11 protein-coding genes and 1 tRNA gene are annotated in these 13,781 nt (G+C 32.9%); 9 read left to right on the top strand and 3 right to left on the bottom strand.

The window, feature by feature from the left end; genetic code table 11:
* Positions 1-113: 113 nt before the first annotated feature.
* Positions 114-1,352, top strand: coding sequence for a TCR/Tet family MFS transporter (locus BSF41_RS11700; RefSeq protein WP_095929674.1), 1,239 nt, complete (start codon positions 114-116; stop codon positions 1,350-1,352).
* Between the two features lie 68 nt (positions 1,353-1,420).
* Here BSF41_RS11700 and BSF41_RS11705 read toward each other — a convergent pair whose 3' ends face one another.
* Both BSF41_RS11705 and BSF41_RS11710 read right to left on the bottom strand, forming a co-directional pair.
* Entirely contained in the window at positions 1,421-3,409 is a 1,989-nt protein-coding gene (locus BSF41_RS11705; protein WP_095929675.1) for a T9SS type A sorting domain-containing protein, read from the bottom strand.
* Between the two features lie 53 nt (positions 3,410-3,462).
* Entirely contained in the window at positions 3,463-3,900 is a 438-nt protein-coding gene (locus BSF41_RS11710) for a retropepsin-like aspartic protease (RefSeq protein ID WP_095929782.1), read from the bottom strand.
* 253 nt (positions 3,901-4,153) lie between these two features.
* Between BSF41_RS11710 and BSF41_RS11715 the strand changes: the two genes are divergently transcribed.
* The 5 genes from BSF41_RS11715 (at position 4,154) to BSF41_RS11735 (ending at position 10,211) form a co-directional block, all read left to right on the top strand.
* Positions 4,154-5,122, top strand: a complete 969-nt coding sequence (locus tag BSF41_RS11715; RefSeq protein ID WP_253251813.1) for a tetratricopeptide repeat protein — start codon at positions 4,154-4,156, stop codon at positions 5,120-5,122.
* 131 nt (positions 5,123-5,253) lie between these two features.
* Entirely contained in the window at positions 5,254-6,900 is a 1,647-nt protein-coding gene (locus BSF41_RS11720) for a S41 family peptidase (protein WP_095929676.1), read from the top strand.
* A gap of 313 nt (positions 6,901-7,213) precedes the next feature.
* Positions 7,214-7,993 (top strand): TatD family hydrolase, encoded by a 780-nt coding sequence (locus tag BSF41_RS11725; RefSeq protein ID WP_095929677.1) that lies wholly within the window; start codon positions 7,214-7,216, stop codon positions 7,991-7,993.
* Between the two features lie 63 nt (positions 7,994-8,056).
* Complete coding sequence (locus BSF41_RS11730) at positions 8,057-9,193, top strand: 1-acyl-sn-glycerol-3-phosphate acyltransferase (protein WP_095929678.1); 1,137 nt, start codon at positions 8,057-8,059, stop codon at positions 9,191-9,193.
* Positions 9,183-10,211 carry an asparaginase gene (locus BSF41_RS11735; RefSeq protein ID WP_095929679.1) on the top strand — a complete coding sequence of 343 codons (1,029 nt, stop codon included), beginning with the start codon at positions 9,183-9,185 and terminating at the stop codon, positions 10,209-10,211. The genes BSF41_RS11730 and BSF41_RS11735 overlap by 11 nt, the downstream gene beginning before the upstream one ends.
* 255 nt (positions 10,212-10,466) lie before the next feature.
* Here the strand turns inward: BSF41_RS11735 and BSF41_RS11740 are convergent, their stop codons facing one another.
* Positions 10,467-11,708 (bottom strand): MFS transporter, encoded by a 1,242-nt coding sequence (locus tag BSF41_RS11740; protein WP_095929680.1) that lies wholly within the window; start codon positions 11,706-11,708, stop codon positions 10,467-10,469.
* Positions 11,709-11,798: 90 nt separating this feature from the next.
* Between BSF41_RS11740 and BSF41_RS11745 the strand changes: the two genes are divergently transcribed.
* From BSF41_RS11745 to BSF41_RS11755, 3 genes are all read left to right on the top strand, one after another.
* Entirely contained in the window at positions 11,799-12,668 is an 870-nt protein-coding gene (locus BSF41_RS11745) for a LysR substrate-binding domain-containing protein (protein ID WP_095929681.1), read from the top strand.
* Between the two features lie 61 nt (positions 12,669-12,729).
* Positions 12,730-12,816 (top strand) — tRNA-Ser (locus tag BSF41_RS11750).
* A gap of 708 nt (positions 12,817-13,524) precedes the next feature.
* Positions 13,525-13,749 (top strand): hypothetical protein, encoded by a 225-nt coding sequence (locus tag BSF41_RS11755; protein ID WP_095929682.1) that lies wholly within the window; start codon positions 13,525-13,527, stop codon positions 13,747-13,749.
* Positions 13,750-13,781: the final 32 nt, after the last annotated feature.

A 13,781-nucleotide genomic window follows, 5' to 3' on the forward strand; every position in this document is an offset into this window, starting at 1 on the left:
TTTATTAAATTGGAATTTGGAATTTGAACTTTGGGATTTAAACATTGAGATTTGGAATTTTTCTATTGTTAATTGAAAAATATGTTTATTTGCATCACCTTACTAAAATAATTATGCTACAAAAAGATAAGTCTGCAGCTATTGGTTTTATTTTCATAACCATGTTAATAGACATTACAGGATGGGGGATTATTATTCCTGTAATACCAAAATTAATCGAAGAATTGATTCATGGAGACATCAGCGAAGCGGCAAAAATAGGCGGCTGGTTAACTTTCGCGTATGCGATAACCCAATTTGTATTTGCTCCTGTAATTGGAAATTTAAGTGATAAATTCGGAAGAAGACCAATCATCTTAATTTCCCTTTTCGGATTTTCTTTAGATTATATTTTACTGGCGTTCTCGCCAACCATTATCTGGCTTTTTATCGGAAGGATTATTGCTGGAGTCACCGGCGCGAGTATTACAACCGCTTCGGCTTATATTGCCGATGTCAGCACTCCTGAGAATAGAGCTAAGAATTTCGGATTAGTCGGCGCTGCTTTCGGATTAGGATTTATCATCGGACCAGTTATTGGAGGGCTTTTAGGTCAGTACGGATCACGAGTTCCTTTTTATGCTGCGGCCATTTTGTGTATGGTAAACTTTCTTTATGGATTTTTTATTTTACCAGAATCTCTTAAAAAAGAAAACCGCAGACCTTTTGATTGGAAACGTGCCAATCCGATTGGAGCTATTTTAGGTTTGAGAAAATATCCAACTTTAATTGGTTTAATTGCTGCAATATTTTTGTTGTATGTAGGTTCTCATGCCGTACAAAGTAATTGGAGTTTCTTTACCATTTATCAATTTAATTGGGACGAAAGAATGATCGGAATCTCATTAGGAATAATCGGTCTTTTGGTAGGAGTTGTGCAAGGTGGATTGGTTAGATACATCAATCCGAAGATTGGAAACGAGAAAAGTATTTACATTGGTTTAGCTTTATATACAGTCGGAATGCTGTTGTTTGCTTTTGCAACAGAAAGCTGGATGATGTTTGTATTTTTAATTCCGTATTGTCTTGGCGGAATTGCTGGACCAGCACTACAATCTGTTGTTGCAAGTAAAGTAGAACCAAGCGAGCAAGGAGAAATTCAAGGAACTTTAACCAGTTTAATGAGTGCTTCTTCTATTATTGGTCCGCCAATGATGGCCAATACATTTTACTTTTTTACGCACGATGATGCACCGTTTAAATTTGCTGGAGCGCCTTTTATTTTAGGAGGAGTTTTAATGTTGTTAAGTACAGTTGTTGCTTATTTTTCATTGAAAAAACATGCTGTTCCACAAATAGAAAAGAAACAGTAAAAGCTATATTTTAAAGTAAAAAGCCTTCATATTTAAATATGAAGGCTTTTTTTATTTTTGGTGAAGTTTTATTCCTTAATGAATTTTGCAGCTTTTTCTTTTCCGTCAGATTTTATATTTAAAATATACATTCCTTTAGCAAGATTTGACAAATCAATTTCATAATTTGTTTTATTTATTTTTCTTGATAAAACAGCTTGTCCTGAAACAGAGAAAATTTGAATGTCTTCAATTATTGATTTGTTTTTAATCGTTAAAATATGTTTTACAGGATTTGGGTAAAACTGAAAACCAGTCAAGTCAAAATCTGGAGTAGAAAGCGAACCGTTTAATTTTGCAGTTACAGCAAGACGTTCTTTACTTTCAATTCCGTTTATAGTTTGAGAAGCATAATAAGTTACACCATCAACCAAAACCGTAGACAATGGTAAAGAAGGTTCTATGGCAACTTTACTTGTTTTTCCGGTTGGAGAAGTTCCTGGTCTACTGTACCATTTAATGTTTTGACCATTAATAACAAGATCACCTAAAGTTTGCCCAGACTTGAATTCTAAAACTATTTCTGTTTTTCCATCAATTATTGGAGCTGGCGGATTAACCGTTATATATAACATGGTGAAACAGCCATTTTCATCGATAACATAAATTTCATGATTTCCAAAACTTACATTTGTAAAGACATTATTAGTCACACGTTCGAAAAGATCTAAAGAATAAAGATATTTTCCAGTTCCTCCAACTGCATTTACAGTTATGGTCTGATTTTCAATATTTGCACTTACAATTATTGGATCAGGCTCACTTATATGTATTATTGATGATCTTATACTGCAGTTTACGGCATCAATAACATCAACAGTGTAATCTCCCACTCCTAAATATTTAAAAATATTAGACGATTGCGGGTCTGTTAGTTGAGTTCCAATGGCGTTTCTAAGTTGGAATTTGTAGGGAAAAACACCGCCAGTTGCATTTGCTTCAATTGATCCGTCTGCTGCTGATTTACAGGATACATTTTTGGCTGTTAAATCAACAGATATTGGGTTATATTGTCTTATAAGAATGTTTTGTGTAAATGTACAGTTTGCATCATCTTTTGTTGTTATAGAATAAGCGCCTGGTTCTAAGTTGTTTAAAGTAAAGTTAGATGTTTGATTAGTTATATAAGGAGCACCATTTATAGAATACTGGTATGGCAGTTTTCCGCCTTCAGTAACAATTTTAATTGAACCTTTGTTATTACAAGTAGTATTGGTTATCGCAGCCATTGAAGATAAAGTAGATTTATATTGATTGACTGTAACGTTTGTTGAAGCAATACATCCAACTTGATCTTTTATGTATACAGTATGAGTTCCAGCTTTTAAATCGCTTGATGTATTTGAATTTAAATAATTTATGCCATCAAAAGAATAAGTATAAAAAGATGCCCCTCCAGTTCCTGTGATTGTAACAATATCTTTATCGCCACAACTAACACCTTCTGTAACAGTTGCATTTGCAATCAATGGAGTATAGCTGCCTACTTGTATGTGTAAAGGATTATTGAGAGGTGCACAATTTTTACTGTCTCTAATCAGAACTGTATAGTTTCCAGGATCTAAATAGAAGAAACTTGTTGGCTTGTAAGTTTCTCCATAATCAAGAGAATAATAATAAGTGGTATTGCCTCCTGGCCCAACTATCATAATTTGTGATTTTGGTTGATCACAAGTTATTGCAGTTGTGAGATATTGAACTTCAAAAGAGGGATAGAAACTTAACTCAAAATAGTTAATGCTAATAGTGCCATTATTATTTATTCTGGCATATATAGTGCGAGGATTATAAGAAGAATACCTTACAGGATCTGGTATTGCATTTATATTATTATTAGCGTCTTCAAGACTTAGATGATAGCTGACGGTTGTCTGCAATGGATTTAAATTTCCAATTAATTCCGCACTTTTAGTAGTCAAATTAAATAAAGGATAATTTTGGCAGGTTTCAAGTTTGCTAATCTGAGCAAAAATTAAAGTAGGCAATAAAAAGAGAAAACAAAGTAGAGTTTTTTTCATACAGATATATTTGTTAAAATAGCTCAACAAATATATCAAAAAAAGGGATTGTCTTATTTTAAATACAAATAATGGTTAAAATAGTCAATAATTGCTTTTCCTTGCAATAAAACATCGGCACCAATAATACCGTGAACCGGTTTTGCCTTGTACGATTCTAATGCTTCGTTTACATGCGAAAGATCAAAAATGACAATGCTAAAATCTTTACTTTTCCAGCTGCCTAATTGCAGTTTATTTTGAGACGAAATCTGTGTTGCCATTCCAGTCCCGCCAGCTCCAGAAGCTTTTGTTTTAGAATTTTTTGCAGCAAGTTCAAAACGTTCAATAGACTCAAAACCTACACAAGTATTTGATGCGCCTGTATCTAAAATAAAATTTCCAGAATAGCCATTAATTTTAGCTTTAATTAGTAAATGCTGTGTTTTGGTTATTTTAAACTTTATTTTTTTGTACTTCTCTATTTTGAGAATTTCGTGAAGATTTTCCATTCCTACGTATTGATTGAAACTCAAAAATAAAGCAATTAAACCCAAAAAACTAATGATATGCAAAAGATATAATTGCAAGCCTTTTAGGAGTTCCGAAATATACGGTAGGTCGTTTCTCATTTTATTCCTTTCTTTTTTTTAGCTTTTTAATGAAGTTTTTTTGATTATATGCAGTTGATTATAATGTGGTTACCTTTTGTTTTTTAAGATTTTTAGGATTCTTTTTTTTAAATTAGCTATAAAATGCTTTTTTATGGATCTAAATACAATTCATCCTGATCAAAAATATATCGACGGACTTGCTGCAAATGACTCGGTAGTAATTGAAATGATATATAAAAAGTTTGCGCCCAAAGTGGTCCAGTTTATAACCAATAATTCTGGAGACAAAGATCAAGCGCAGGATGTGGTTCACGAAATCATGGTTTTGCTTTTTAATCAGGCGAAAGCAGGAAAACTTCACCTAACATGTCCATTTGATGCTTATTTTTTCTTGCTCTGTAAAAGACGCTGGCTAAACGAACTGAAAAATTCTGCCCATAAGGATGTGACAATTTATGAAAACGTGGTATCTGTTAATGAATCTGCTCACGAATTGATTGCTCAAACAGAAAAATTTGAAGAAGAACAAAAGCATTATGGAAACGAAAACAAACTGGAAATAGAGGATAGAATTGCTTTTGAAGAAAACCTGACTAAAATTTCCGATAAATATTTCAATAAAAAGAAACATAAAACAGCGTCGCTTAAACCTTGGTATTTTGCCGTAGCAATTTCTATAATTGTAATGTTCGGATTGTTTTTCTTCGATTATAGACATTATCCTAATTTTGAAGATTATAACCATCCAGAAAGTGCTTATTTTACAGAAAGAGGGGTTTCTGAAGCAATTTTAAAACAAGCAGAAAATAATTTTAACGGAAAAAGATATGATACCGCGATTCCGATTTTTGAAATGATTTTAAAAGAAAACAATTCAGACGAAATAAAATATTTTTATGCTGTTTCATTATTGCAGGTAAGCAAATACGTAAAAGCAGAAACCATTTTTAAAGAATTGGAAGCTGGAAATTCTATTTACAAAGAAAAAGCAAAGTGGAATCTGGCTTTATCTAAGCTAAAACAAGGAAAATATAACGAATGCAAAGCCATTTTACAGACTATTTCGCAAGACTATGAAGGCTATGATGACGTAGAACAACTGCTAGAAGAATTGGAATAAAAATTAATTATTAAGAAAAATTTTATCTCTTTACGGAAAACCTCAATCGAATTTGGAATTTTAGTTCTAAATTCGATTTTCTTTTTTAAGGAATAGCCCAAAATCAATTTAACCTAACCATTAAAACCAAAATGAAAAAAGTTATCCTGTTGTTTCTTTTTATTTGTTCGCAAACCATTTTTAGTTTCAATAAAATTACCGAGACTGAAAAGTTGGCTGCGACTTGCAAAATTTGGGGTTTCTTAAAATATTATCATCCAAAAGTGGCTAATGGAGAATTGAATTGGGATAATCAGCTTTTGGAGAAATTGCCATTAATAGAAAAAGCACAAACTAAAGAAGAGTTCTCTTTAATCTTAGAAAATTGGATTGATGATTTGGGACCAGTAAAAGAAATTGCTCCAATTGTTACTCCAAAAGAGGTTAAATTTTTTGATAAGAACTTTGATCTAAGCTGGTTCAATGACAAATTGTTTTCTAAAAGGCTCTCAAAAAAATTAAAATTTATCGAAGAAAATAGATTTCAAAGTAATGAAGAATTTGGACCAAGTTTTGACGGTTTTAAAAACTTAAAAAACTATTTTAATCTTGATTACACTAATAAAAATTCAAAGTTTTTAATGTTTTATGCGTATTGGAATGTGGTAGAATATTATTATCCATACAAATACATAATGGATCAGAGATGGGATAAAACTTTAAATGAGTTATTGCCTTCTGTTGTTGAATCCAAAACACCAGAAGATTTTTATAAAGTATTGAGAAAAGCGGCTGCAAAACTCAATGATACTCATGTCCAGTTTCATATTTACCCGTCTGAAACAGCAAAAAAGAGTTTTTATTATTTTCCAGCAACAGGTAAAGTAATAGATGAAAAATTAGTAATTACCGAGATTTTGGGAGATAGTCTTGCAGAGGTCGACAATATTAAAATTGGAACTGTAATTACTAAAATAAACGATAAGAGCATTAGAGAAATTATTGAAGAGAAAAGAGATATTGTTTCTGCTTCAAACGAGGTTGCTTTTCTGGATAAAGTTCTGCGCACAATTTTAGTGAGTGAATCTGAAAAGGTAAATGTAGAATTCCTGAAAGATGGAAAATACGAAACAAAGTCAATGACTTGGTTTAACTATCACGATTCACATCGAAATGAGTATAAAAAAGGAGCACAAATAAAGAAAGATAAATTTAAACTTTTGGACAATAATATTGGTTACGTAAACATGGGAGTTATTAAACCCAAAAATGTTCCTAATATGATTGATGCTCTGAAATCGACAAAAGCTATAGTTTTTGATATGAGAAATTATCCAAATGGAACTTTTGGAGAAATTGGTAATTTTTTGAATTCTGAAGAAAAAGAATTTTGCCTTTATACCTATCCATATCCAAATTATCCAGGAAAGTATATTTGGGAAGAAGGAAGAAAAGCGGGATTTGAAAATAAAGACAATTACAAAGGAAAAGTAATTGTATTGCTTAATGAAGATTCTATAAGCCAGTCAGAATGGACGGCGATGTGTTTTCAAACAGCTGGGAATACCACAATTATTGGAAGTCAGACTGCTGGAGCGGACGGAAATGTTTTTGAATTTGATTTTAGTGGCTATCATACTAATTTCTCTGGTATTGGCGTTTACTACCCAGACGGAAGAGAAACCCAACGTATAGGAATCGTACCCGATATTGAGGTAAAACCAACAATTTTAGGTATTCAACAAGGCAAAGATGAAGTTTTGGAACGGGCTTTGCTATATATAGAAACGGGAAAATAAAGCCTCGTTTGTCATACTGAAGAACGAGGGGTCACACTAGCTGATCGAGAGAAAAAATGGGGGTTTTCTTTTCGACGCTTCTTGTGAGGCCCTTTGTTCTTCAGAATAACAAAAATTAGGTGATTATTATTCTGACCTTTGTCAAAGCTCCAAGCTTTGACAAAGGTTTTTTATTTTTAGGCATTTATAAAAAAGAGAAAATCAGTTAAAATCAGCGTTTTCACGAAAGTGAAATCCGTTTTATCCGTGTCCCATTTACGAAATTGCTATTCTTTTATTATTGTCGTAATTTTGGCGCTTTAAAATTATAGTCTTGAATTCAACACCAATTATTACCGATACCCACACGCATTTATATTCTGAAGAATTTGATCAGGATCGTGACGCCATGATTCAGCGCGCAATTGATGCCGGAATTACTCGTTTTTTTATTCCAGCAATTGATGCCGCCGCTACGCAGTCTATGTACGATTTGGAGAAAAACTATCCCGAAAATGTATTTCTAATGATGGGTTTGCATCCCACCTACGTAAAAGATAATTATCTGGAAGAATTGGCGCATGTAGAAGCAGAATTATCTAAAAGAAAATTCTATGCTGTCGGCGAAATCGGGATCGATTTGTATTGGGATAAAACCCATTTAAAAGAACAGCAAATCGCTTTTAAAAGACAAATTCAGTTAGCAAAACAATATAAATTACCCATTGTAATTCATTGCAGAGAAGCTTTTGATGAAATCTTTGAAGTGCTAGAAGAAGAAAAATCTGAAGATTTATTTGGGATTTTTCATTGTTTTTCCGGAACTTTAGAACAAGCAGAACGTGCGATTTCCTACAAAATGAAATTAGGAATTGGCGGCGTTGTTACTTTTAAGAACGGAAAAATCGATCAGTTTTTAAATCAAATCGATTTAAAACACATCGTTTTGGAGACAGATTCGCCGTATTTAGCTCCGATTCCTTACAGAGGAAAAAGAAACGAAAGCAGTTATTTGGTCAACGTTATCGATAAATTAACCGATGTATATGGTGTTTCTACAGAAGAAATTGCAGCAATTACAACCCAGAATTCTAAAGACGTTTTCGGGATTTAACTTGTACCTTACAAAACTTTAATTTTTTTTTTGTTCTTTTGCCCACTTAAACCCAAATAAATAATGCAGAGATTTGATGCCATTCGACCGTTTTATGATTCCGAAATAAATGAAGCACTTCATGGTGTAGTAAATCATCCTATGATGAAAACCATGATGAACTTTACTTTTCCGGATGTCGAAGATGAGGTTTGGAAGGAACAATTAAAGAAAACACATTCTATTCGTGATTTTCAATGCAATTTTATTTACAATACAATCCAGAAAGTTTTAGAAAAAAGTTCTGAGGGTCTTACAACTTCAGGTTTTGAGAAACTAGAACCCAATACTTCTTATCTATTTATCTCGAATCATAGAGATATTCTTTTGGATACAACATTATTAAATGTTTGTTTATTCGAACATGGTTTGGTGATGACTGCTTCGGCAATTGGAGATAATTTAGTAAAGAAAGCTTTCTTGGCAACTTTAGCAAAATTAAATAGAAACTTTTTGGTTTTAAGAGGATTAACGCCTCGTGAAATGCTGCAAAGTTCAAAGTTGTTGTCTGAATATATGGGACAATTACTCCTTCGCGAAAATCGTTCGGTTTGGATTGCCCAAAGAGAAGGAAGAACAAAAGATGGAAATGACGAAACCAATCCAGGAGTTTTAAAAATGATCGGAATGGGTTCTGACGAAGAAAACTTAATGGATTATTTTAAGAAATTAAAAATTGTTCCAGTTTCTATTTCTTACGAATACGATCCTACCGATGTTTTGAAAATGCCGCAATTAATGGCAGAAGCAAATAATGAGGTTTACGTAAAAGACAAAAATGAAGATTTCATGACCATTTTAAGTGGTATCATGGGAACGAAGAAAAGAATACACATTTCTGTTGGCGATGTTCTAGATACAGAAATCGATCAGATTGTGGCTGAAAACGATAATGCAAACAAGCAAGTTCAAGCTTTGGCACAAACTATTGATGATGTTATTTTGAAAAACTACCAATTATGGCCAACAAACTTTATTGCTTACGATATTTTAAACGAAACAGACAAGTTTGCTCACAAGTATAAAGAAAGCGAAAAGCAGCTTTTTGAGCGTCGTTTAGAAATGCGTATCGGAAGCGATAATCCTGTGACAAGACAAGGATTCTTGGCTATGTATGCTAACCCTGTTGTCAATAAATTGAAATACCAAGATGTCATCTAAATCAAAAATATTATTGGTTTATACCGGAGGAACTATCGGTATGAGCAAAGATTTTGAAACTGGAGCGCTTAAAGCCTTCAATTTTGGTAAATTAATTCAGAAAATACCAGAAATTAAACAATTGGACTGCGAAATTGAATCAATTTCGTTCGAACATCCAATTGATTCTTCTAATATGAATCCCGAAATGTGGACAAGAATTGCCACCATTATCGAGGAAAATTACACTACTTACGACGGATTTGTAGTGCTACATGGATCAGATACTATGTCGTATTCGGCTTCGGCATTAAGCTTTATGCTCGAGAATTTGGCCAAACCAGTTGTGTTTACAGGCTCGCAATTGCCAATTGGTGATTTGCGTACCGATGCAAAAGAAAACTTGATTACAGCAATTCAGATTGCTTCTCTTCAAGAAAACGGAAAACCGGTTATTACAGAAGTGTGTTTGTATTTTGAATACAAATTATACCGCGGAAACCGAACTTCTAAAGTAAATGCAGAACATTTTAGAGCTTTTACAGCGCCAAATTATCCTGAATTGGTAGAATCTGGTGTTCATTTAAAATTAAACAAGCATTTATTTCTTCCAATAAATAAAGATGCAAAACTGATCGTTCATAAAAAATTAGACAATCACGTTGCGATTATAAAAATGTTTCCTGGAATGAGTGAAATTGTTCTAGCTTCCATTCTTTCAACGAAAGGTTTACGAGGAATCATTCTGGAAACCTATGGTTCAGGAAATGCTCCAACAGAAGATTGGTTTTTAAACCTAATAGAAAAAGCAATCAAATCTGGAATGCATATCGTAAACGTAACGCAATGCTCGGGCGGAAGCGTGAATATGGGACAATACGAAACCAGTACAGCTTTAAAATCACTTGGAGTGATCTCAGGAAAAGACATCACGACAGAAGCAGCAATTACTAAATTAATGTATTTGCTTGGTCATAATATTCCTCAAAATGAGTTTAAAGATATTTTTGAAACTGCACTTCGCGGGGAAATATCTTAAATTTAAATTCCAATATTTTTTAAATTCCAAATTCCAAATTCCAAATTCCAAATTCCAAATTCCAAATTTCAAAATCTAAATTTGGAATTTGGGATTTTTTTATTTAAAAAAATTTCACTTAACCGTTTCATTTTGTCATCCTGACGGAGGAAGGATCACACAAGAAACTCGACAAAGATGGGTTATTTTGCATGCGGAATTACTAGTGTGATCCTTCCTCCGTCAGGATGACAAAATGCAATTGGAATTTAAAACTTAAAACTTCGAATTTTTATAAGTAACCGGGCAAGTTTCCAAATCTTCGATTGCTTTATGTTTTTTGTAATACAAATAAACGATTACAGAAATAATACAGATAATTCCCTGAACAGCGACTGTAGCTCTTACACCTAAAAAGTGAGAAACATATCCAATAATTAAACTTCCCACAGGAATCATTCCTTGATAAGCCATCATGTAGTAGCTAATGCTTCTTGAGCGCATATTGACAGTACTGTGAGTCTGAATGTAAATGTTGATAGAAGAAGTTTGTCCCATCATTCCAATTCCGCTTAAAGTCATACAGATCAATGCAATTGTAATACTGCTTGAAAGGGCCAGAATAATTACGCTGAAACCAAGAAGTAAACTTGCTGAGATCATCAATTTGTTCATGTTTTCAGCAGATTTTAGATTGGCCAAATAAATTGCAGACAAAACAGAACCAATTCCGGCAGCGCTTTCAAACCAGCTGAAAGTTTCGGCATTTCCGTTAAAGATATCTTTTGCAAAAACCGGCATCAAAGTATTAAAAGAAATGACGAATAAACTGCTGCAGGTAAGCATTAAAAGCATTCTGGCCATTTCGGTTTCTTTTTTTACATAATCTAAACCTTCTACTAAATCATCTAGCATATTCAGCTTATTTTCGGCTTTAATATGTGGAGTGATTTTCATCATCATTAATGAAATCAAGACAGGAACATAACTCACGAAATTTCCAATAAAACAGATATCTTCTCCATATTGATGCAAGATAATTCCAGCAAGAGCAGGACCTGCAATTCTGGCAAAATTATTCATGGTAGAGTTTAGCGCTACAGCATTCGGGAGATCTTCTTTATTATCAACAATATCAATCATCATGGTTTGACGGCACGTCATATCAAAAGCATTGATAATTCCCTGAATAAGACTTAGCGCAAGTATAAAATTGATATTGTAAATTTTAAGATAAATTAGCAAGGCTAGAGCTCCAGCTTGAAGCATTGCCAAAGATTGCAATACCATCATCGCTCTATGTCTGTCATAACGCCCAATAATGCTTCCTGCTAAAGGTGCCAGAAACAAAGACGGAATCATACTTAAGAAAGTTGCCAAACCTAATAAAAAAACAGATCCTGTAATGCTGTAAACCATCCAGCTTACTGCTGTTTTTTGCAACCAGGTTCCGATAACGGATACCGATTGACCGTAGAAAAATAATTTGAAATTTTTTGATTTTAAGGCTTTAAACATGACTCTAAATATTTAATACAAAGGTCGGGATTATGATAGCATTAGAAAAATTAATAATTTTACTGATAATAAGTAGTAAAACTTATCAATATGGAGATTTATCAACTGCAATATTTTATCAAAACAGCTGAGGTTTTGCACTTTACCAAAGCGGCAGAATTATGTTTTGTAACCCAATCGGGACTTTCGCAACAAATTAAAAAACTCGAAGAAGAACTTGGTTTGCCTTTGTTTAAGCGAATCGGCAAAAAAGTGCAATTGACAGAAGCAGGTTCGGTTTTTTTAATTCATGCTAAAAAAGTAGTAGAGAATGTAGAAAACGGAAAACAGGCCATTGAGGATTTAAACGAAATGATTGGTGGCGAATTACGTATTGGCGTGACGTATATTTTTGGTTTATTGATTTTGCCTGTTGTGAATGCATTTGCTAAGAAATACCAAAATCTCAAGATTATTGTCGAGTATGGAACTACTGAGGTTTTAGAACAGAAGTTAATTGATAACGAATTAGATTTAGTATTCGTTATTTCATCACACGAAATTGAAATGCCGATTCAGAAAGTGCCATTATTTACTTCAAATATGGTTATGGTGGTTTCTAAAAATCATGCTTTAGCCAATTTGGACAAAATTGCTTTTAAGAAAATAGAGGATATTCCGCTGATATTGCCAGGGAAAGGATCCAATTCGCGAGAATATGTCGAAGAATTGTTTAAAAAGTTTAATATGAAACCAAAAATTTCGATAGAGCTCCAGTCTATTCACGCATTATTGCAAATGGTAGAAAATAGCGATTGGGCCACAATTGTAGCCGAAATGGCTTTAAAAGATTGGGATAGCCTACAAGCCATTCAAATTACAGGAGTTTCTACAAAGAGAGATTCCTACATGCTGACAATGGGAGGTTACCAGAAAAAAGCCGTAAAACTATTCATGGAAGAATTTAAAAAAAGCATTTAAAAGGAACTTACGTTTTACTTTTGTAAAGTCAGTTTTTTTTGTGTTATTTGCAGACCAAATTAGAAAGGTGTCCGAGTGGTTTAAGGAGCTAGCCTGGAAAGCTAGTATATGGGTAACTGTATCGAGGGTTCGAATCCCTTCCTTTCTGCGAGTTTTTAATTAAAAATAATACCAAACCTCGAAATGTATATTTCGAGGTTTTTTTATTAAGATTCTCTTAGTGCCAGATTTTTTGATACCTCTAGAGAAATTTACGTTTTTTTGTTTTAATGTATTGAAGTTTAATAGTCTGCGCGGTTTGAGTTGTAAAGGATTACTTGACAACTGAATTTCTCTTTTCTAAATAAGAAAACCTCAATTTATTTTTGATGGTATAGTTTTTCTAATTCTTAAGTGCTAATCTATTGATTTTAAGTGATTTGTTAAATTTTTTGAAATTTTAACATATTTTTTATTAACTGTCAGTAATATATTTCTATATTTGCATCATAGTTCTTTGAAACATGTTTTGAAAGTTAATTGCTAAATGGAGAGTTTAAATTTTTGTTCATTTTCTTGAACAACCCTTTACAGGGATTTAGGACACAATTATCTAAAGTTGCTGAACGCTGTCGACGCCCCCTGAAAAGAGCGCCGCTGTCTTTATCGTGAAAGGAAAGGAATCGAGAAATCAATTCGATTATGATCAAAGGAAGTTTTAAGTGAATAAGGAGATAAATTGATTGTTACTAAAGTTTCTTTTTTTTAGAAGCAGAATTTTGAAGTGGTGCCTAGAGAGCATTGTCTACGCATTTAGTAATTAACGAGTGTTAAATAAGCAGATAGCAACGAAGCTATTACTAAAAACTTAAATAATATGTCAAGAATTTCAAGACTTCAAAACATCGATGGATTAATAAATGCTTTAACCATCGCAAAGAACCAGTGCTCTCTATCGGAGAATGATGTTAATTTATTAAATGATGCTGTAGTTAAATTATATAGATTAAGAAATAAAAAAGGATTGACTGATAAGAATTACAAATCTGAGGTATCAGATATTATCGCTCTTCTAATAAGATTTTTTAATTTAATGCTATAAGCATGATTTTAGAAACAATATCGCTAAATTCC

Origin of the sequence: Flavobacterium sp. ACN2 (assembly GCF_002303885.1) — a bacterium.
Taxonomy (GTDB): Bacteria; Bacteroidota; Bacteroidia; order Flavobacteriales; family Flavobacteriaceae; genus Flavobacterium.